Annotated in this window: 17 protein-coding genes; 2 read left to right on the top strand and 15 right to left on the bottom strand. The window is 62.6% G+C overall.

Annotated features, from left to right (window positions below; all coding sequences use genetic code 11):
* The first annotated feature begins 69 nt into the window (after positions 1 to 69).
* A complete protein-coding gene (locus AC1RS8_RS05090; RefSeq protein ID WP_057712939.1) occupies positions 70 to 984 on the top strand; it encodes a LysR family transcriptional regulator in 915 nt (304 codons plus the stop codon).
* A 111-nt stretch (positions 985 to 1,095) separates the two neighbouring features.
* Here AC1RS8_RS05090 and madM read toward each other — a convergent pair whose 3' ends face one another.
* From madM to pilG, 15 genes are all read right to left on the bottom strand, one after another.
* A complete protein-coding gene (madM, locus tag AC1RS8_RS05085) occupies positions 1,096 to 1,860 on the bottom strand; it encodes a malonate transporter subunit MadM (RefSeq protein WP_349736394.1) in 765 nt (254 codons plus the stop codon).
* Between the two features lies 1 nt (position 1,861).
* Entirely contained in the window at positions 1,862 to 2,278 is a 417-nt protein-coding gene (madL, locus tag AC1RS8_RS05080) for a malonate transporter subunit MadL (protein WP_150815077.1), read from the bottom strand.
* Between the two features lie 65 nt (positions 2,279 to 2,343).
* Complete coding sequence (mdcH, locus tag AC1RS8_RS05075; RefSeq protein ID WP_489339385.1) at positions 2,344 to 3,255, bottom strand: malonate decarboxylase subunit epsilon; 912 nt, start codon at positions 3,253 to 3,255, stop codon at positions 2,344 to 2,346.
* Entirely contained in the window at positions 3,252 to 3,872 is a 621-nt protein-coding gene (locus AC1RS8_RS05070; RefSeq protein WP_489339386.1) for a malonate decarboxylase holo-ACP synthase, read from the bottom strand. The genes mdcH and AC1RS8_RS05070 overlap by 4 nt, the downstream gene beginning before the upstream one ends.
* Positions 3,866 to 4,669 carry a biotin-independent malonate decarboxylase subunit gamma gene (gene mdcE, locus AC1RS8_RS05065; protein ID WP_057712934.1) on the bottom strand — a complete coding sequence of 268 codons (804 nt, stop codon included), beginning with the start codon at positions 4,667 to 4,669 and terminating at the stop codon, positions 3,866 to 3,868. The genes AC1RS8_RS05070 and mdcE overlap by 7 nt, the downstream gene beginning before the upstream one ends.
* A complete protein-coding gene (locus AC1RS8_RS05060; RefSeq protein WP_489339387.1) occupies positions 4,666 to 5,517 on the bottom strand; it encodes a biotin-independent malonate decarboxylase subunit beta in 852 nt (283 codons plus the stop codon). Before AC1RS8_RS05060 ends, mdcE begins: the two co-directional genes overlap by 4 nt.
* Positions 5,510 to 5,809 carry a malonate decarboxylase subunit delta gene (locus AC1RS8_RS05055; protein WP_057712932.1) on the bottom strand — a complete coding sequence of 100 codons (300 nt, stop codon included), beginning with the start codon at positions 5,807 to 5,809 and terminating at the stop codon, positions 5,510 to 5,512. Before AC1RS8_RS05055 ends, AC1RS8_RS05060 begins: the two co-directional genes overlap by 8 nt.
* Complete coding sequence (locus tag AC1RS8_RS05050; protein WP_340312873.1) at positions 5,809 to 6,684, bottom strand: triphosphoribosyl-dephospho-CoA synthase; 876 nt, start codon at positions 6,682 to 6,684, stop codon at positions 5,809 to 5,811. The genes AC1RS8_RS05055 and AC1RS8_RS05050 overlap by 1 nt, the downstream gene beginning before the upstream one ends.
* On the bottom strand, positions 6,684 to 8,354 hold the full coding sequence (gene mdcA / locus AC1RS8_RS05045; RefSeq protein ID WP_008001151.1) for a malonate decarboxylase subunit alpha: 1,671 nt from the start codon (positions 8,352 to 8,354) through the stop codon (positions 6,684 to 6,686). The genes AC1RS8_RS05050 and mdcA overlap by 1 nt, the downstream gene beginning before the upstream one ends.
* A 232-nt stretch (positions 8,355 to 8,586) precedes the next feature.
* A complete protein-coding gene (locus tag AC1RS8_RS05040) occupies positions 8,587 to 9,048 on the bottom strand; it encodes a chemotaxis protein CheW (RefSeq protein ID WP_489339388.1) in 462 nt (153 codons plus the stop codon).
* A complete protein-coding gene (locus tag AC1RS8_RS05035) occupies positions 9,041 to 15,061 on the bottom strand; it encodes an Hpt domain-containing protein (protein ID WP_489339389.1) in 6,021 nt (2,006 codons plus the stop codon). Before AC1RS8_RS05035 ends, AC1RS8_RS05040 begins: the two co-directional genes overlap by 8 nt.
* Before the next feature lie 37 nt (positions 15,062 to 15,098).
* Positions 15,099 to 17,159 (bottom strand): methyl-accepting chemotaxis protein, encoded by a 2,061-nt coding sequence (locus AC1RS8_RS05030; RefSeq protein ID WP_057712927.1) that lies wholly within the window; start codon positions 17,157 to 17,159, stop codon positions 15,099 to 15,101.
* 156 nt (positions 17,160 to 17,315) lie between these two features.
* Entirely contained in the window at positions 17,316 to 17,855 is a 540-nt protein-coding gene (locus tag AC1RS8_RS05025; protein WP_090451935.1) for a chemotaxis protein CheW, read from the bottom strand.
* Positions 17,856 to 17,865: 10 nt separating this feature from the next.
* Entirely contained in the window at positions 17,866 to 18,231 is a 366-nt protein-coding gene (pilH, locus tag AC1RS8_RS05020) for a twitching motility response regulator PilH (protein ID WP_007897961.1), read from the bottom strand.
* 57 nt (positions 18,232 to 18,288) lie between these two features.
* On the bottom strand, positions 18,289 to 18,693 hold the full coding sequence (gene pilG / locus AC1RS8_RS05015; RefSeq protein WP_090451937.1) for a twitching motility response regulator PilG: 405 nt from the start codon (positions 18,691 to 18,693) through the stop codon (positions 18,289 to 18,291).
* A 348-nt stretch (positions 18,694 to 19,041) separates the two neighbouring features.
* On the opposite strand from pilG, the gene gshB reads away from it, so the two are divergent.
* The gene (gene gshB / locus AC1RS8_RS05010; RefSeq protein WP_057712924.1) at positions 19,042 to 19,995 is read left to right on the top strand and encodes a glutathione synthase; all 954 of its coding nucleotides are present in this window, start codon (positions 19,042 to 19,044) and stop codon (positions 19,993 to 19,995) included.
* The last annotated feature ends 38 nt before the right edge of the window (positions 19,996 to 20,033 follow it).

Genomic DNA, 20,033 nt, shown 5'->3' with positions numbered 1-20,033 from the left:
GCAATGTTTCTGTACGACGGGCCCGGAGTAATTGGGCACAATCGAGTCATTCCAAAAAGAGTCCGCCCCATGCTGATCGATGAAGAGTTGACCCTGAAAAAACTCGAGGTGTTCCTGGCTTTCATGCGCACCGGCAACCTGGCGCGGGCCGCTGCCGAGTTGCAGACCAGTAACGTCAGCGTGCATCGGGCGATCCATTCCCTGGAAAGCGCCCTGCGCTGCCCCCTGTTCAAGCACGAGGGCCGCAGCCTGACGCCGCTGGAAAGCGCTTATGTGCTGGAAGAGCGGGCGCAGAAGCTGATTCAGGATGTCGTCGAAAGCGTGCGCCTGACCCGCGAAGCCGCCGGGTTCTCCGCCGAACGTTTCAAGCTGGGCTCGCTGTATTCACTGACGGTCAAGACCGTGCCGCAACTGATCATGGGTTTGAAGATCCGCCGCAGCGAGCTCAACATCGATCTGATTCTGGGCTCCAACATCGACCTGCTCTACAAGCTCAAGAACATGGAAGTCGATGCGGCCCTGGTGTCGCTGGACGACAGTGTCAACGACCCGGACTGCGAGCAGATCCCGCTGTTTTCCGACGACATCTTCCTCGCCACCCCCGCCGACTCGAAGTTTGCCCAGCGAACCGAAGTCGACCTGGCCGAGGTCCGCGACGAAACCTTCATCACCCTGACCCAGGGCTTCGCCACCCATCAGGACGGCAAGCGGGTATTCGAGCAGGCAGGGTTCGAACCGAAGGTGGCGATGCAGGTCAACGACATCTTCACCCTCCTGAGCATGGTCAGTTCGGGCGTGGGTTATGCGTTGCTGCCGGGGCGGATTGCGGCGGTGTACGAGAACCGGGTGAAGCTGATCCCGTTGCAGGAAAAGTACCGGTTGCAGCAGCACATTGGCGTGGTGTTCCTGAAAGCCAAGGAGCGTGATCCGAATTTGCTGGCGTTGCTGGCGGAGTGTCGGATGTATGCCAATCGGCAGGCTTGAGACCTTATCGCCCCCATCGCGAGCAAGCTCGCTCCCACATAGGAATGCGATTCCCTGTGGGAGCGAGCTTGCTCGCGATGACGTCTGAACATTCAATGACGATGCAGCGGACTACCCGACAATCCCGCGAACAATGAAGTACAACAACGAAGGCCCCAGCAAGCACCCAAGCCCGGTGTGGAAGGTCGCGGTCAGCGCGCCATAAGGCACCAGGCGCCGATCCGTCGCCGCCAAACCGGCAGTCACGCCACTGACCGTCCCGGCCAGCCCACCGAACACCATCGCCGAGCGCGGATTGTCCAGGCCCATCCAGCGCGCTGCCATCGGCGTGCCGACCATCACCAGAATCGCCTTGATCAGACCGGTGGCAATCGACAGCGCCACCACATCGGAACTGGCGCCAATGGCCGCGCCGGTCACCGGCCCGACAATGTAGGTCACCGCACCGGCGCCGATGGTGGTCATGCTCACCGCATCGCGGTAACCGAATGCCCAGGCCATGCACGCGCCGACAATAAACGGGAGCACCGTGCCCAACAGCAGCGCGATCACGCCGATCAAGCCGGCTTTTTTCGCTTCAGTGGCCTGCACCTCGAATGCCGTGGCGACGATAGCGAAGTCCCGCAGCATGGCGCCGCCCATCAGCCCGATGCCGGAAAACAGGGTCAGGTCCGCCAGGCCTTTTTGCCCGCCGGTCATCGTGCCGCCGACCCAGGCCAGCACCAGGCCGATGACGATGGCAATCGCCGAGCCGTGGATACGCCCGAAGGTCAGGCGTTGGGAGATCACTACTGACACCCACATGATCACGCCGACGAAAGCGAATGCAGTGACCAGACCGTTGTGTTCAAGACCGTTCTTGATGAGATCCCACATATCAGCGACCTCCTGCCGGTGCGCCAACCGCCGTTACATCCGCCGGTTCATCGGGCAAGGGCTCGCCTCTATGGGTCCGGCTGATCAGGGCAATGGTGCAGCCGCAGATCACCACCGACCCGATCGCTGCCAACACCGCCACCGGACCACCATGCAGCGCCGTGACCACGTTTTGTTGTGCCGCCATCGCCACCACCACCGGGATGTACATCGCGCCCCAGAAGCCGACGCCCATCTCGCAATCCTTGGTCATGCCGCCACGCTTGTGCATCCACAACCGTGCGCAAATCAGCAGGATCATCGCGATCCCGACACCGCCGACGTTTGACTTCACACCCAGCAACACCCCGAGCATGTCCCCCATGATCACCCCTGCCAGCGTACAGATCGCCAACAGCGCCACACCGTAAATAATCATTGCTGTAGTCCTCAAAGTGCATTTCGAATGTTGTTTTTGTTGTGCGAAGCCTTAAGTCAGATGATCTAAGGGTGGCGGCTTCCCTCCTCACGCATCAGCGCCTGCAAGGTGTCGAGCCGTGCACCGTCGAAGGCAATCACGGTGCCCTGTTCGAACACCCGGCGCGCCAGTCCGGTCAGCACCGCACCGGGCGGCAGTTCGATCTGTAGACGTACGCCGCGCTCGTAGGCGCTTTGTACCGTGCCGCGCCAATCGACGATGCGGCACATGTTGAAGGCCAGGTCGTCACGCAAGGCTTCAGGCTTGATCAGCGGACGCGCGCGACTGCCGCTCAGGTAGCCCATCTTCGGGGTGTGCAGCGGCACCTTGGCGAAGGCTTCGGCCAACCGTTGCGCGGGCGCCTCAAGCAATGGGCAGTGGGATGGCACGCTCACTGCCAGACGCTTGGCCAAGCCCGCTCCGCAACCTTTCGCCAACCCCGCCACCGCTTTCATCGCCGCGTCGCTACCGGCAATCACCACCTGGTTATCGGCGTTGATATTGGCCAGATAAACCGGCATTTGCGCGCTGTGCACCCGGGCCAGTAATTCTTCCACCGTGGCCAGGTCCAGACCGATGATCGCGGTCATGCCGTAGCCCTGTGGATAAGCCTGCTGCATCAACTCACCCCGCAGGCTGACCAGATGCAGCGCATCGCTGAAACCCAAGGCACCGGCCACCACCGCTGCCGGGTAAGCGCCGATCGACAAGCCGGCCACGTAGTCGGGGGCCATGCCCAACTGGCGTGAAGCAGCGACGCCGGCGATCAGCAGGCAAAGCTGAACCGCCCTCGTCGACTGCAACGCCTCGGCAGAATCCAGCTGCGTCACATCTTCACCGAGCAGGTCGCTCGCCTCGTTCAACGTTTCCCGAGGTAAACGCGCCAGCATTCCGGGTTGTTGTGCACCCTGGCCGGGGAACACCAGCAAGCTGCTCATGCTGCTTGCTCCTGTGGATTCCACGGATCAGTCACCAGGGTGGCTTGAATGGCATTTTTCAGCAGGACTCGCGACGAAGCACCGGCCCATTCGCGCAAGGCAACGGCGCCCGACGGTGCCTGCAGTTGCAGGTCCACGCGGCACACGGCTGTATCAAGAACGGCCACCAACGCCTGGGCGTCGACACGACTCAATGGACGTGGCGTACGCAGGATCAGGTCGAGGTCGCTGCCCTCGTGCAAAGCGGCAAACCCACTGGCCAACTCGAACCCGGCGCTGCCGCTGACACCCCAGACCCAACCACTGTCATCGAGGTGCGAACGCAGTTGCGCCAAGGCACGCAGCGCCGGGAAATCGCGCCGGCCTTGAACATGGCGAAGCTCTTCCGGCTGCACCCGCCGGGTGATGGCGGCGACGTCCATCACCGCGGCAAATCGCTGTTCGCGCAACGGCCCGCGCACGCCCACCGCCACCTGCCCCGCCGCGCTCAAGGCGCGACGGACTACCACCGGCTGGCCGGCACTGATCGACTCGATCACCCACGCAGGCGCATCCGCAGGCAACTGCTGCGGGGTCATGCCCCACAGCAGGTCGTGAGCCAGTAGCCTGCTCACCACTGCGCTCTCAGCAATTGACGAACCTTGCTCGACGCCGCCCGATTGGCCGCACCCAGCCGACCGCTCAGATCACGGCCAGCGGCGGCCACATCGTCAATCGCCTGATGCAGGCACTCGGTCACCCGCGCCAGATCCGCCGCCGTCGGCTGCTCGATCTTCTCCACCGCCAAGGTTTCCCACAGCAACCCGAGGCTGGCATAGCTGTCGATGTCATAGGCCATCGGCGGCACGCTGGCAGCCAAGGCTTCGAGCTCTTCGACGCTGCGCAAGGTCACACGCGCCGCCGACGCCTTGCCCATGGCGTGCACCATCACTCCCGGATCGCGCAGGGCGATCAAGCGATTGGCCTGATAGCCGTGGGCCAGAAACGCGCCCGACATCGCCTTGCCCACCAGCAAACCGATCACCGCATGACCGGCCAGACGGGCACGGGCATAACTGCCCGCCGCAGCGGCCAGCGCCTGATGAATGCCGAGGGCTTCCTCCCGTCGACCGTAAGCCTGGCTCGGCACGTCGACGATGGCGATCAGAGCGCGCTTGCGTGCCTTGTTTTGATCGGTGGCGATGACTTCATCCACGGCCTTGGCCAGGCCCCAGCCTTCGAGCAAACCCACTTCGCCGTTGCGTGCACGGACGAAGCGGTTTTCCGGGTCGGCCACCACCGCGAGGAAACGCACAGGCTGATCGCCCAGCACGGCGTCCGCGACCTTCAGCGAAGCCGGCAAACCCTCGACCGCTTTCGCTCCGGCGCTCAAGGCGTTGAACCAGTTCAAGCCTCGCAGGGAATACGAACTCATGGGCGTTCTCCTTGGTACAGATCGCGAACCACAGACGGCTCGATTTGCGGTTCGGCATCCAGACGCGCCAACCGTTGCAGGAACAACCCGGCCTGTTGGCTACGCGGTTGCGTTGGCAATCCTTGCTGGAGTAACTCACCCACCTGCTGGCGGATCTGCGCCACGTCGTCGGCAACATAACCGTCCACCAGACCACTGGCGAAGCGTTGCTCGCCACCGGTCAGGCTCCAGATGAAGGGCCGGTCGCGGGAGTCGTACTCCTCGAGTCCGGCTTCCTGTTCGATCACCTGCGGGCCGTTCAGGCCGAGCCGCGCTTCCTGGGTCACCAACAGATAGCTGCACAACCCGGCGGCAATCGACATGCCGCCAAAGCAACCGACGCTGCCCGCCACCACACCGACCACGGGTTGGTACTGCTGCAAATCGACAATTGCCGCGTGGATGTCGGCAATTGCCGCCAGGCCGAGGTTGGCTTCCTGCAAGCGCACGCCGCCGGTTTCCAGCAGCAGCACGGCGCGGGTCGGGATACCGTTGCGGTTGTCTTCGGCGGCCAGTTCCAGCGCGCCGGCAATTTTTGCTCCGCCGACTTCACCGAGGCTGCCGCCCTGGAACGCGCCTTCGATGGCCGCGATCACCACCGGCAAACCATCGAGGTTGCCCTTGGCGATCACCACGCCGTCGTCGGCTTGCGGCACCACGCCCTGGCGCGATAGCCACGGCGACATGATCCGTTGAAAGGGGTCGAGCAGTTCGCGGAAGGTGCCGGCATCGAGCAGGGTCTTGGCCCGTTGCCGGGCACCGAGTTCGACGAAGCTGTGCTTGTTGAGCAAAGATGCGCTGTCAGTCATGGCCGATCTCCTCGAAGCCTTGCTCCAGACGCAGGCGCACCACACCGGGTGTCGCGCCGAAATCGTGGATATCGATATCCATGGCCGGGGGCGTCTGGCCGTCGAACATCCGTGCAAACAGATGCCGCCAGCGTTGTTCGCTGCCATTGACCGAGGTCTGCACATTGATCGTCAACTTGCCGGCCTGACCCGGTTCGATCAGCACTTCCAGATCGCCAGAGCCGACACAACCCACCAGGGTGCGACCGCGTGGCGGCTGCCCGGCGGGGAATTCAAAGGATAAGGTTTCCATCAAAACACTCCCTGGATAAGGCCGTCGCCAGACGCGATACGGTCGATGAACAGGCAGGCTGCGAGCAGGTCGGCAGCGCCACCGGGCGAGGCATTCAACGCGATGAGTTGTTGGTCCAGCTCATGCAGGCGGCGACGTCCGCCGAGGCTGGCGCTGCCGCCCGCATCGAGCACCGCCCGGGCGCCCAGTTGCATGGTGTTCAGGCCTTCTTCACCGGCGCGGTAAAGCACGCAGGTGTCGGCCAGACTCGTCATGATCGCCAACAGTGCGTCGAGCCGGGCGTTCTGCTCGCCATGACCGGCGGCGCGGCTGCGCAGCAGTTGTGGCAGTGCACGTTGGGTCACCGCCGGAAAACCCAGTTGCGCTTCTTCACGGGCGCCGCGAGCGCCGTAGCGTTGGGCGACTTGCGCACCGTGACTGAGCGGACGTGGCGCAAAACGGTCGTCGAGCAGGGCCAGCCGCGCCGCCCGTAACGCCACGCTATTGGCGTTGCAGGATTGAGGTTCCAGTGCAGCGGCAGTGATCAGCAACCCCAAGGCCCAGATCGCCCCGCGATGGGTGTTCACCCCGCCGGTGGTGTCGAGCATGGCTTGCTCACCTTCGCGACCGATGCGGCCCACGGCTTCGCGCAGGGGCAAGCCGATCTCGCCGAACTCGATGGCGACTTCCGCCATTTCTTTAAAGGCCGGCCACAAGGACAGCGCCGAGGCGTGCATCAGCCCCAAGTGCAAATCGGTGTGGGCGCCATTGCCGCGACGGTCGACCAGTGCCGGTTTCGGCGACAGATCAGCCTCGTCGATCAGCGCATCCACTGCCAGGTCCGCCAGCCGTTCGGCCAGGCTCAGGCTTTTTGGTTGCAGGTTAAGTGCGTGCATTACCAGCTCCTGAACTTGGCGGGCGGGTTGTAGAGGCCACCGGACCACTCCACCAGATCGGCCACGCTTTTCGCCGCGAGCAGTTCGCGGGTGGCGTCGGTGCGGCGGATGCCGAGGTCTTCGGGCAAGGCGATCAGGCCTTCGCGGCGCATGCGCGCGGTGTCTTTGGGGTTGTGGCGCAGGCCGATGGCGGTCACCCCGGCGACGGCGGCGATCATCGCCTGGCGTTCTTCCAGTGAGCGCGCCTTGTACAGGTAGGCGATGCCTTCTTCGGTCAACAAGTGGGTGACGTCGTCGCCGTAGACCATGATCGGCGCCAGTGGCATGCCGCTTTTCTTCGCCACATCCACCGCATCGAGGGTTTCGACGAAGGTCGGTTTGCCGCCCTCCTGGAAGGTCTCGACCATCTGCACCACAAGTTTCTTGCCGCGTTCGAGCATCGGCTCTGCCACATCGGTATTGCGCATGTCGAGCCAGGCCGGCGTGCCATGGCGACGACCGCGTGGGTCGTGGCCCATGTTTGGTGCGCCGCCGAAACCGGCCAGGCGCCCGCGGGTGACGGTGGAAGAATGGCCGTCGCCATCGACCTGCAAAGTCGCGCCGATGAACAGGTCCACGGCGTATTGCCCGGCCAGCTGGCTGAACATCCGGTTGGAACGCAGGGAGCCGTCGCGCCCGGTAAAGAACACATCCGGCCGCGCCGCAATGTAGTTCTCCATCCCCAACTCGGTGCCGAAGCAATGCACGCTTTCGACCCAACCACTTTCAATCGCCGGGATCAGCGTCGGGTGCGGGTTGAGCGTCCAGTTGCGGCAGATCTTGCCTTTGAGGCCGAGGGATTCGCCGTAGGTCGGCAGAATCAATTCGATGGCAGCGGTGTTGAAACCGATGCCGTGGTTGAGGGATTGCACGTTGTGTTTTTCGTAGATCCCGCGAATCGCCATCATCGCCATCAGCACGTGCACAGGCTTGATGTGCCGAGGGTCGCGGGTGAACAGCGGTTCGATATAGAACGGCTTGTCGGCCACCACCACGAAGTCGACCCAGGACGCGGGGATGTCGACGCGCGGCAGGTCGCTGACGTCGTCCACCAACTGGTTGACCTGGACGATGACGATGCCGTCGCTGAAGGCCGCCGGTTCGATCAGCGCCGGGGTGTCTTCGGTGCTCGGCCCGGTGTAGATATTGCCGGCGCGGTCGGCCATGAACCCGGCCGACAACACGACGTTGGGAATCAGGTCCACCACCAGCCGTGCGTAGAGTTCGATGTAGGTGTGGATCGCGCCGACTTCCAGCAGGCCGTCTTCGAGCAACTGGCTGATGCGCAGGCTCTGGGTGCCGGCGAAAGAGAAGTCGAGTTTGCGGGCGATGCCCCGTTCGAACAGATCCAGGTGCTCGGAGCGTCCGACGCTGGGCATGATCATGTGCAGGTCATGCAGCTTCGCGGGGTCGGCCTTGGCCAGGGAGCGCGAAAGGAAATCCGCCTGTTTCTGGTTGTTGCCTTCGAGCACCACGCGGTCGCCGGGCAGAATCAGCGCTTCAAGCGCCGCGACGATGTTGTCGGTGGGCAACACCACACCGTCGGCAAGACCTCGCACCAGCTCGAGGCGCCGCTGCTTTTCGCTGCGCCGCCGCGTCCATCGCGAGTCGGGGGATATTGTTGTTGTCATGACCACTCCACGGGTTCGCTGTCGTGGGGGTCACCTTAGGAGTGTTGGTTGGGGGTATCAATCAAGCAGAGTGGTGGATCGTTACGCTCAGGTTAATGATCGAGATCTGCGTCGTTCATGCGGGCCTCTTCGCGGGCAAGCCCGCTCCCACAGGGTTTTGTGTTCACCACAGATCAACTGTGGGAGCGGGCTTGCCCGCGAAGAGGCCGGTGCAGTCAACGCAAGACCGCGATCAGATGGTCAATTCGGCATCCACCAACAATGCCTCCAGTGCTAACAAGTTCGGCACCTTGGCCACTTGCTCGCCCACCTGCACCGCTGCCTGCTCCAGCGGACACAACGGCACATCCACGTAACTCAACTGGCTATCGAGCTTGCAGGAGCGCGGAATCCCCTGCACCAGCAGGGCGATGAATTTCAGCTCGGGACGCCCGCCCAAGGCGTTGAGAATGACGATCCGCGCGCGTTCGCCGATGACGATTTTCTGCGCGCATGCCGACTCGAAACTCAGCAGCGGAATCTGCCGGTCACGCCATGTCACCAGGCCCAGGTACCACGGCGGCGTGTCGAGGTCGAACGTCCCCGGCTGCTGGTAATCGATCAGCTCGGCAACGGCGACGTTGGGCAGGATCAGGTTGCGGTCGGCCAACGGCAGCAGCAGGCCGGTGAGGTTGCTGGTGCGGTGCTCAAGCATGGGTCTTGCTCCACAAGGCGATGCTTTCGAGCAGCACCGATTCCTGGTACGGCTTGCCAAGGTAGTCGTTGACGCCAATGGCCATGGCGCGGTCGCGGTGTTTCTGTCCGGTGCGGGAGGTGATCATGATGATCGGCAGGTGTTGCAGGCGTTCGTCGTTGCGCACCTGGGTCGCGACTTCGAAGCCATCCATGCGCGGCATCTCGATGTCCAGCAGCATCAGGTCGGGCATGTGCTCTTCCAGCAGCAGCATGGCATCGACTCCGTCCTTGGCGGTCAGCACGCTCATGCCGTGGCGTTCGAGCAAGCGGCTGGTGACCTTGCGCACGGTGACCGAGTCGTCGACCACCATCACCAGCAGCGGCCGATGCGGTTCGACCTCGACCTCTTGCCCCGCCGGACGCTGGGGCACACGGGCCTGCATGGCGCGGATCGGCGCCAGCAAATCCAGAATCAGCACCACCCGGCCGTCCCCGAGAATCGTCGCCCCGGATACCCCTTGCACGGCCGCAAATTGCGGCCCCAGGCTCTTGACCACGATTTCGCGAGTGCCGGCCATGGCATCCACCAGCACCGCGATGTGCCGTTCGTTGCACTGCACCAGCAACACCGGCAATGGCAGGCTCTGGCCCAACAGCTTCGGGCGCGGGCTGGTTTTCAGCAGCTCACCCAGATAGCACAGCTCGTAATGTTGGCCGGCGTATTCGTAGGTTGGCGAATCGAAGCGGAAATACCCTTCGAGTTCATTGGGCAGAACGCGAACGATGCCGTCGATGGTATTGAGCGGGATCGCGTATTGGTCCTCACCGCACTGCACCATCAACGCCCGGTTGACCGATACGGTAAACGGCAGGCGAATGCGGAAATGCACGCCCTGCCCGGGCACCGAGTCGATGCTCATGGTGCCGCCCAGTTGTCGCACCTCTTCGTGCACCACGTCCATGCCGACGCCGCGCCCGGAGATCTGGGTGATTTTTTCGGCGGTGGAAAACCCCGGTTGCAGGATGAACTGCAACACGTCGTGATCACTGATGATGCTGTCCGGGGCGAGCAGGCCGCGCTTGATCGCCTTGCGCCGCACCGCGTCCAGCGGTACACCGGCGCCGTCGTCGCGGATGTCGAAAATGATGTCGCCGCCTTCGCGCAGCAGATCGAGGGTGATTTTTCCCTTGGCCGGCTTCCCCGCCGCCAACCGCACTTCAACGGACTCCAGGCCATGGTCGACGGCGTTGCGCAGCATGTGTTCCAGCGGCGCGGCCATGCGTTCGAGAACGTTGCGATCCATCTCGCCTTCGGCGTTGTCGACGATGAAGTCCACGTCCTTGCCCAGTTCGCTGGACACCTGCCGGACGATGCGCTGCAAACGCGGGAGCATGCGTTCGAACGGCACCATGCGCGTGCGCATCAGGCCTTCCTGCAGTTCGGTGTTGATGCGGCCCTGCTGTTGCAGGAGGTTTTCCGTGTCCTGATTGCGTCGCTCGAGGGTTTCCTTGAGGTCGAGCAAGTCAGAAGCCGACTCGAACAATGCCCGGGACAGTTGCTGCAACTGTGAGTGGCGGTCCATTTCCAGCGGGTCGAATTCCTCGTAGCCCAGGCGTTCGGCCTCGACTTGCTGGCGGCTGAGGATCCGCCCCTGGGTTTCGGTATCGAGGCGGCGCAACTGGTCGCGCATCCGCTCGATAGTGGTCTCCATCTCATTCAGGGCGATGTGCGCATCGTTGACCTGTTGTTCGATTCGGCCACGGAAGATCGATGTTTCACCGGCCAGGTTGACCAGATCGTCGAGCAGCTCCGCCGAGACCTTGACCATGTCCGCGCCGGCATCGGACGGCGGCGCCAGCGGCTCGGGCTTGGGCGTGGCCGACGGCGCAACCGACGCGGGCGTTTCCGGCACGGCCGGATGGCTGAAGTTCTTGATCGCATCGATCAAGCGATCGGCCGGCGGCATCGGCTCACCGGCGCGGGCTGCATCGAGCATCTGCGCCAGGCGGTCATGGCTGCGCTGCAACAGCGCGAACAACGGCTCCGTCGGTTGCAGCACGCCGGTGGACAGGCCTTCGTAGAGGAACTCCAGTTCATGGGCCAGATCACCAATCGCGGCGATTTCCACCATGCGCGCACCGCCCTTGAGGGTGTGCAGGTCGCGCAGCAGGGTTTCCACTTCCTGACGACTCGAAGGCTGGGCCTGCCAGCGCTCAAGCGCCGCCCCGGAGCTTTCGATAATGTCGAAACCTTCCTCGAGAAAGATCTCCAGCAATTCAGTATCGTGCGCAGCCGTGTCGCTGCCGGTCGCCTGCCGGGCCCCCTCGGCGATACCCGCATGCCCTTGACGGTAGGCACGAATGGCTTCGATCAGCTCACGGGAATCGTCCAGCGGCTGGTTGAGTTGCAACTGTTCAAGGTACAACGCCAGTCGCTCATGGCTCTGTTTGAGCAGCACCGCCAGTGAATCGCTGAAGGCATAACGACGGTCCACCAGCCCCTGGTAAAGGCTTTCCAGCTCATGGGCCAGATCGCCGACCGGCCCGACCTCAGCCATGCGTGCACCGCCTGTGAGGGTGTGCAAATCCCGTTGCAGGGACGACAGCGGCGCGGCGTTGTCCGAGTCGCGCAACCAGCGCTGCAAGGCCTGACCGGAGCTTTCGAGGATATCCACCGCTTCTTCAAGGAAGATCGCAACGATTTCCTCGTCCAGCTCGCGCCCCTCTCCTGTAGGAGCCAGCTCGCTCGCGATAGGCGTTAACGATGACGCGTTGTCATTGGATAAGCGCGGCGCATTTGAGTCCATCGCGAGCGAGCTCGCTCCTACAGGGGCAGGGGGTAGCGTGCGCTCAAGTTCCTCGGTGGCAGAACCCAGTTCGCGGATGCTCAGGCTTCGGCTGCCATCGCTGCGGATCAAGCCCATTGCCGACGGGTCAAGGCTCTCGTCGAGCAGCTCGCGCAAGGCCCTGATCCGTAGCGGCTGCGGGCTGACTTCCTGCCCGGCGGCCAGTTCGTCGAGCATGTTGATCAGTGCTTCGTGGGCACCCTGTGCTTCATGGAAAAACCGCTCGCTGACCGCCAGGCTGCTTTCTTCCACGGCACCGTACAGGTCGAGCAACGCTTCGCACAACTCGTCCACCGGGTGCAGGTCGGCCAGATGGGCGCCTTCGCCGAGGGTGGTCAATTCGTCCAGCAGCGCGCTGAGCTCCTGACGTTCGCCGGGGTGTTGCTGCCAACGTTGCAACAGGCTTTCGGCGTCCAGCAGGATGTCCATGCCCTGGGCGAGGAAGTTGTTGATCAGTTGCGGGTCGCGCTTGATTCGCAGCCCGGTGTTCGGTGTGCTCAGGAGGTTTTCCAGGCGCTCGGCCAGCTGCGCCCTGGCTCGCTCGGTCAAACCCCGGGCACCGGGAATTTCCGCCAGCGGATCGCGCTTGAGCTGGCGCAAGCCGAGGCGAAACAGTCCTTCTGCCTCCAGTAACAATTCGACTTCATCCAGATCCAGTGCGATCAGGTGCGCCTTGTATTCCCGAGCCAGTTGATCCAGCGGTGCGGCCAGTTCGGCAATCGGCAACACGCCCGCCATCGAGGCGCTGCCCTTGAGGGTGTGCAAGGCGCGCTGCAATTCGTCGCTGGCCTGCAACGGCACATGCTCGGCGGCCTGATCAAGGAAGCGATTGAGGCTGCCCAAGTGGGTTTCGGCCTCTTTGCGAAAGATCTCCAGCAACAGCGGATCGAGGGCCGCGACATCTTGCGTATCCTCATCGGACACCGGTTCATCGCCCTTGGCCAGGGCATGGGCGCGGGCGGCCAACTGATCGACATCGTTGCGCTGACGCTGGGCATTGGCGGCGTATTCAGCCACCAGCTCCGGCAGCAGATGCAGCACATCGCCGATCAGTTGCTGCACCGTAGCGCCCGGCTCCACACTGTTCTCCAGTACGCGATTGAGCAGGTTTTCCACGGCCCAGGCCAGCTCGCCCAGCACCAGAGCGCGCACCATGCGGCCACTGCCCTTGAGGGTATGGAAGGCACGGCGCAACTCACTCAGGGCCGAGCGGTTGTCTGGGTTGGCGGACCAGCGCGGCAAGTAATCGCGCAGGATTTCCAGGACTTCGTCGGTTTCTTCGAGGAACACTTCGCGCAGTTCTTCGTCCACCGGCTCTTCGCCTGCGGGTGGCGGCAGCAGGCTGCCCGGAGTGTTCAGCGCGGGCGGATTCAGAGTCGAAACCGGACTGGCGAGCACATCGGCCAAGGTCTGGACGACCTGTGGATCCTCCAGCTCCTGCATCATCTGCATGACCTGCGCCTGGGTCGGGTTGAGCACATCATCAAGCACTGGCACATGCTGCTCACTGGGGAAAAAACCGAGGTTCGCCAGGCTTTTTTCCGCGACATCGAGCAGGTTTTCGCCCTGCGCTTGCGGGTCATCACCGAGGCGTTCGAGATAGTACTCGATGCTGGTGATCACATCGGCCAGGCTGTCCAGTTCCTGCCAGCCCGGTTGACCCGGCTCGAGCAACAGGTGCTCGCGAATAAAGTGGTTGCAGGTTTCGACCAGGCTCGCCGCCCGGCTCAACGGAATCATCGCCAGCGCCCCGCGCACCTGGGTGAGCAAGGCTGGCAACGCCTGCAAGTGCTGGCGGTCCCAATCGGCGTCGATGTAGTCGACGATCATGTCCTTGGCCTGCTGCAAACAGATACGGGCCTCCTTGATCACGATCTGATGGATCTGCGTCAGGTCGGTGGTGGGCAGGCGGTTGTCGTCCTGGCTCTCCGGCTCCACGGTACCGACCATGCCGGCCAGCGTCGCTTCGACGTACAACAAGGCCCCTGCAACGTCCATGAGGATCGCATCGTTGGGTTCGCGCTGGCCCTGAGCGAGGCTGAGCACCACCGCCAATTGATCGATGATCACCTTGCGCGGCTGGCCGAAGCCCAGGACCGCCAGGGTGTCGGCGATTTGCCGCAGCGGCGCCAGCAGGCTGTCGAGGTCGGAAGTGTGCTGGCGGTCACTGCGCACGAACAGGTCCAGGCGCTCCTTGACCCGCACCAGCTCTTCGCACAGTGCGGCCAGCACCGAGCGCATGGCGTCGCGGTCGGGACCGGCCAGGCGCGCGCGTTCTTCATCGACCATCACGCTGTCGGGCAGCGCGTCGTCCAGTGAGTAGCGTTCTTTCATGGTCAGCATCTGCCCGGTGGGATGTTCGGCCTTGGCAATATAGAAGAGCAAACTCTTGAGCAGCTCCGGCGGGGCCGGCTGGTTGATACCGGGCATGCCTTGTTCGAGCAGGCGCTTGAGTTCCTTGTCGGCATCCTTGAACAGGCTGCGCAAGGCCGGACTATTGGCGATCGCACCGCCCTGCATGCCTTCGACCAGCGCCGATGCCACCTGCCATAACGGGCTCAGGGGGGCGTTGTCGCACAGTGCTTCGAGGCGGGTGAATACCTTGGCCAGGTAATCGAGGTTGGTGTCGTTGTCCTGTTCACGCAAAAATCCGACCAGCGCCATTTGCAGCATCTGCCGCAGCTTTCGCAGCACACCGGGCAATTCGGCCGGTTCCAGCTGCGCCAGCGCTTGTGCGTCCAACGCTGGCAACTCGGGCAATTGCGGGCTGAACAGGCTGGTTTCCGACAGCAGGCTTTCGCCGCGGGCGCTGCGCAGGTCGTTGATCAGTGGCAACACCACCAGTGGCAAGTCGCGGCGCGCGCCTTGCACCCGGTCCAGGTAGATCGGCAACTGCCCCAGGGCCTGCATCAACAGGTGCAACGCCTCGTCGCGATGGCTGACACGGTTGCCCTGCAAGGCCATGGCCAGCTGTTCCATTTCTTCGGCGAGCAATGCCGCGCCGTAGAACTCGACCATCTGCAAACTGCCGTGAACCTGATGGATGCACGAAAGGCTTGCATCCAGCGCTTGCGTCGCCTGCGGGTCATCGAGCAGGTTTTCAATCGCGTGATGAGCCTGTTTCAGCGTTTCGGCAATCTCGCCCTTGACCCATTCGAGGGCCACATAGTCGTGCCGATCACCCATAACCACTCCAATCACAATTCAGATACCCATGGGCGGTTCAAGCTTTGTCCACAACCTGCGCCTTGGCATCCGGCAAGGTGAAACCGGACACCGAACGACGCAACTGACTGGCCATTTTCGCCAGGTTGCCGATGCTGTCGGCCGTAGCGGTGGAACCCGACGATGTCTGCGAGGTGATCTGCTGGATCACGTTCATTGTCAGGGAAATCTGACCGGCCGACGACGTCTGCTGTTGCGCCGCATTGGAAATACTCTGGATCAACGCCGCAAGAGTCTTGGAGACGCCTTCGATTTCTTCCAGGGCCACACCGGCATCCTGCGCCAGACGGGCGCCACGCACCACTTCGGTCGTCGTTTGTTCCATGGAGATGACCGCTTCGTTGGTATCGGTCTGGATCGCCCGCACCAGGGTTTCGATCTGCCGGGTGGCGGCGGACGAGCGCTCGGCCAGGCGTTGCACTTCATCGGCGACCACGGCGAAACCGCGACCGGCGTCACCGGCCATGGACGCCTGGATGGCCGCGTTGAGGGCCAGGATATTGGTCTGATCGGCAATGTCATCGATCAGGCTGACAATGTCGCCGATTTCCTGAGAAGACTCGCCCAGGCGCTTGATGCGTTTGGCGGTGTCCTGAATCTGCTCGCGAATGTTGTCCATGCCGTGGATGGTGTTGTGCACCACCTCGTTGCCCTTGTTGGCGATTTCCACCGAACGTTCGGCAACCGCCGAAGATTCCGCCGCGTTGGCCGACACCTGGTCGATGGACTCGGCCATGTCGTTGATCGCCATCGACGCTTCGGAAATCTGCTGGGCCTGATGCTCCGACGCCTGGGCCAGGTGCATGGCAGTGGCCTGGGTTTCCTGCACAGCGGCGGCCACCTGGCCGGCGGTGAGGTTGATGGTCGCGACCAGATCGCGCAACTGGTCGACGGAGTAATTGATCGAGTCGGCGATGGTGCCGGTAAAGTCTTCGGTTACCGAGGCCGTCACTGTGAGGTCGCCGTCGGCCAGGTCTTCGATCTCGTCGAGCAAGCGCATGATCGCGTTCTGGTTACGCTCGTTTTTCTCGGCGGTCTCGCGCAACTGACGATTGGTTTCGCGCACCATCACCAAACCGATCAGGATGATCGAAGCCAGCGCCAACAGGCCCAGCACATAGCCGCCAATGGTGTCGGTGGTTCGCCCGCCGACCATGTTTTCAAAACCGCTGGCCAGGTGTGAGGCTTCGTCGAGCAGGGTTTGCGACAGGCTGAAAATGTTCGAGGCCGATTCGCGTACCTTGAACAGCTCCGGCGAGGTTTCGAGGATCTCGTCCACCGAGCCCGAGACGAACTCGAACAGCTCGGAGATTTCTGCGAGTCGCGCACGGGCGTCGCGGTCTTCGACCTGGCTGACCTTGAGCGCCGGGTCGCCCTGGAGCATGCCGTTGAGCACCTTGCCGAACTGCGTTGCGTCACGCCCGAACGCATCGGCGGCCTGCTGTGAATTTTCGTCGCCGGCCAACACCGTGTTGACTGCGCCGAGGATCCGCTCGGCCAGCAGCGATTGGCGCTGAGCCATGGCCACCTGGGCCGCCGGGGCGCCCCGCTGCAGGAGAGTCTCGACGACTTTCTCGTACTCGACCTGCAATTGCGGCACGGTTTCGGCCAGGGTCGCGGCGACCTGATGCAGCGACAGTACGGTTTGCTCGCTGGAGAGAATCGCATCGGTGTTCTTCAGCAGCCGCTCCCAGTCCTGTTGCACCGCGCGCATCTCCGGACGCACGGTGGCGGGGGCCGGCGGCAGGCCCGTGGCCGGGTCACCCTTCTTCAGAAAACCCCAGCGCCGGGCAAAATCGTTGCGCGCATCGCTGAGCAACTTGAACGCGGCAGCCTTGCCGGCGGCGGCTTCGGTGGCGTTCTTGGCGATACGCTGGGACAGCACGCGCAGTTCGCCGGCGTGGCCGATGTACTGTTTGTCGTAGATAGCCTGGGTGTTGAGGTACGCGAAGTTGGCGAACAGCAGCATGATGAAGACGATCAGCGCGATGAACAGCACGATAATCTGCGACCGGCTGCGCGACCCTTCCATTGGCTTGCCTGCTTTTGCTTTTATCATCGGTCCTCGCCTGTTAACCCACACCTTCCAAGACTTGCCGAGGAACCTGTGGGAGCGAGCTTGCTCGCGATAGCGGTGTGTCAGTCGACATTAATGCTGGCTGCAAGTCCGTCATCGCGAGCAAGCTCGCTCCCACAAGGTTCTCTGTTGCTCCAACTACACCGCGACGCTCATGAACCCCTGGGACTGCGTCAACGCAAACGGGCTGAACACCTGCCAGCACTGCTCACGCTGAAACCGGCCTTTGACGAACGTCGCCACCGGCCCCTTCAATTCGTCTGCCGGCACCGGCTCCAGGCTGTCCTGGGCAAAGTGCTGGAGGCCGAAAACTTCATCGACCAGCAACCCGGCGAACACCTCTTCATGTTCCACCACCAATACCCGCCGCTGTCGGCGCACCGCCGAAAGCTCGTGCCCGAAGAAGCCGCACAAGTCCATGACCGGCAGCAAACGGCCGCGCAGGTTGGCGACACCCTTGACCCAGGGTTTGACCCCCGGTAGCTGAGTGCAGCGCGGTTCATGCAAGACTTCGCTGACTTCGCTCATGGGCGCGACATACCAGTGCTCGCCCAGGCGAAAACCGATGCCGCTCCAACTGTCCCGCCGGGCCGGCTGGGACGGCAAGTCCGCCGCCAGCAAACGACAGCGCTGGTCGATCTGCAGCAGCAGTTCGAAAGCCGTCAGCGACTCGTTCATGGTCTGACGATCAACCGGCCAGCACGTTGTTCAGGGTCTTGATCAGGGTGTCTTCATCGACCGGCTTGGTCAGGTAGTCCTTGGCGCCCTGGCGCGTGCCCCAGACTTTGTCGGTTTCCTGATCCTTGGTGGTGATGATGATCACCGGGATGTGCCCGGTTTCCGGGTCCTTGGTCAACTGGCGGGTGGCCTGGAAGCCATTGAGGCCTGGCATGACGATGTCCATCAGCACCGCATCGGGCTTTTCCTGGCGGGCCAGGGCCACGCCGTCGGCGCCGTTTTCGGCTTTCAACACTTCATGACCGTGCTTTTCCAGCATGCCGGTCAGTTTGTACATTTCGGTCGGCGAATCATCGACGATCAGAATACGTGCCATGGTCTTCCCCATTCTTGTCGACGCCTGGCCCGATGGCCGAGCGTCACTGTGCGTGTCCTACTGCGGCAAAACGGCGGCGAAGCCAGGAACATGGGCCTGGATCGCATCAAGCAATTCTTCCTTGCTGAAAGGCTTGGTCAAAAACTGGTCGGAGCCGACGATGCGCCCCTTGGCCTTGTCGAACAGCCCGTCCTTGGACGACAGCATGATCACTGGCGTGGACTTGAACGCGCTGTTGTTCTTGATCAGGGCGCAGGTCTGATAACCATCCAGGCGCGGCATCATGATGTCGACAAAGATGATGCCGGGATGGTTGTCGACAATCTTGGCCAGGGCATCAAAACCGTCGATGGCCGTGATGACCTCACAACCCACGTTCTTGAGCAGCGTTTCGGCGGTGCGACGGATCGTCTTCGAATCGTCGATCACCATGACCTTCAAGGCGCTGGGGTGCTGTTCCATAAAATGCTCTACCGTCGCCTTTGCGAAACAAATTGTCCGTTTGCCGGTTAACGCGGCTCGAAACCCTTGGTGCTCAAGGGCCGGCACGACATGGCAGCCTTTTTAGCACAGTCTCCAACACCAATCTATCGGCCGACCCGCAAGGTGGTTTTTCCTTGACCGGGAACACACTCAGCGCCACTCTGACGCCACTTTTATACGCTGATCTTTTGTAGGAGCGAGCTCGCTCGCGATGGCCGTCAACGATAACGCGTGCTGGCTGGATAAGCGTGTTGTTCTCGGGTTCATCGCGAGCGAGTTCGCTCCTACAGAGATCGACATAGCCCCCCAAATTTCGAGGAAACACCCATGAGCGTTCGCGTCGGGATTGTCATGGACCCTATCGCCAGCATTTCCTATAAAAAGGATAGCTCGCTGGCCATGCTGCTGGCCGCGCAGAAGCGTGGCTGGGAGCTGTTCTACATGGAACAGCGCGACCTGTATCAGGGCGAAGGCCAGGCCCGAGCCCGGATGCGTCCGTTGCAGGTGTTCGCCAACCCGGAAAAATGGTTCGAACTGGGCGCCGAAAGCGACGCACTGCTGAGCGATCTGGACGTGATCCTGATGCGCAAGGATCCGCCGTTCGACATGGAGTTCGTCTACTCCACCTATTTGCTGGAACAAGCCGAGCGCGCCGGCGTGCTGGTGGTCAACAAGCCGCAAAGCCTGCGCGACTGCAACGAGAAGCTGTTCGCTACACTGTTCCCGCAGTGCACGCCGCCGACCATCGTCAGCCGTCGCCCTGACGTGCTGCGCGAATTCGCCGACCATCATGGCGATGTGATCCTCAAGCCGCTTGACGGCATGGGCGGTTCTTCGATCTTCCGTCACACTGCAGGGCATCCGAACCTGTCGGTGATCCTCGAAACCCTGACCCTGCATGGTCAGCAGCAAATCATGATCCAGGGTTACCTGCCGGCTATCGTCGATGGCGACAAGCGCATCCTGATGATCGATGGCGAGCCTGTGGATTATTGCCTGGCGCGGATTCCGGCCCAGGGCGAAACCCGTGGCAACCTCGCTGCCGGGGGGCGTGGCGAAGCCCGCCCGCTGACCGACAAGGACCGCTGGATCGCCGCGCAAGTCGGCCCGACCTTACGTGAAAAAGGCCTGTTGTTCGTTGGCCTGGACGTGATCGGCGAGCACCTGACCGAGATCAACGTCACCAGCCCGACCTGCATTCGCGAGATTGATAACGCGTTTGGCACCGACATCGGCGGCATGCTGATGGATGCCATCGATCAGAAGCTCAAGGCACGTTGATTAGCCAAACCAACATTGCGTTATCATGCGCGGCCTGT

Source organism: Pseudomonas sp. GW821-FHT12A04, assembly GCF_058807755.1.
Note: the sequence above shows the minus strand (reverse complement) of the source record. Positions and strands in the feature narration are given on the sequence as shown.

Excerpts from the sequence above, each read along its gene's own strand:
- AC1RS8_RS05025 (WP_090451935.1), bottom strand. The coding sequence starts at position 17,855 with ATGAACGAGTCGCTGACGGCTTTCGAACTGCTGCTGCAGATCGACCAG.
- madM (WP_349736394.1), bottom strand. The coding sequence starts at position 1,860 with ATGTGGGATCTCATCAAGAACGGTCTTGAACACAACGGTCTGGTCACT.
- AC1RS8_RS05060 (WP_489339387.1), bottom strand. The coding sequence starts at position 5,517 with ATGACTGACAGCGCATCTTTGCTCAACAAGCACAGCTTCGTCGAACTC.
- AC1RS8_RS05035 (WP_489339389.1), bottom strand. The coding sequence starts at position 15,061 with ATGGGTGATCGGCACGACTATGTGGCCCTCGAATGGGTCAAGGGCGAG.
- gshB (WP_057712924.1), top strand. The coding sequence starts at position 19,042 with ATGAGCGTTCGCGTCGGGATTGTCATGGACCCTATCGCCAGCATTTCC.
- pilH (WP_007897961.1), bottom strand. The coding sequence starts at position 18,231 with ATGGCACGTATTCTGATCGTCGATGATTCGCCGACCGAAATGTACAAA.
- madL (WP_150815077.1), bottom strand. The coding sequence starts at position 2,278 with ATGATTATTTACGGTGTGGCGCTGTTGGCGATCTGTACGCTGGCAGGG.
- AC1RS8_RS05030 (WP_057712927.1), bottom strand. The coding sequence starts at position 17,159 with ATGATAAAAGCAAAAGCAGGCAAGCCAATGGAAGGGTCGCGCAGCCGG.
- AC1RS8_RS05050 (WP_340312873.1), bottom strand. The coding sequence starts at position 6,684 with ATGCACGCACTTAACCTGCAACCAAAAAGCCTGAGCCTGGCCGAACGG.
- AC1RS8_RS05090 (WP_057712939.1), top strand. The coding sequence starts at position 70 with ATGCTGATCGATGAAGAGTTGACCCTGAAAAAACTCGAGGTGTTCCTG.
- pilG (WP_090451937.1), bottom strand. The coding sequence starts at position 18,693 with ATGGAACAGCACCCCAGCGCCTTGAAGGTCATGGTGATCGACGATTCG.
- AC1RS8_RS05040 (WP_489339388.1), bottom strand. The coding sequence starts at position 9,048 with ATGCTTGAGCACCGCACCAGCAACCTCACCGGCCTGCTGCTGCCGTTG.
- mdcH (WP_489339385.1), bottom strand. The coding sequence starts at position 3,255 with ATGAGCAGCTTGCTGGTGTTCCCCGGCCAGGGTGCACAACAACCCGGA.
- mdcE (WP_057712934.1), bottom strand. The coding sequence starts at position 4,669 with ATGAGTTCGTATTCCCTGCGAGGCTTGAACTGGTTCAACGCCTTGAGC.
- AC1RS8_RS05055 (WP_057712932.1), bottom strand. The coding sequence starts at position 5,809 with ATGGAAACCTTATCCTTTGAATTCCCCGCCGGGCAGCCGCCACGCGGT.
- mdcA (WP_008001151.1), bottom strand. The coding sequence starts at position 8,354 with ATGACAACAACAATATCCCCCGACTCGCGATGGACGCGGCGGCGCAGC.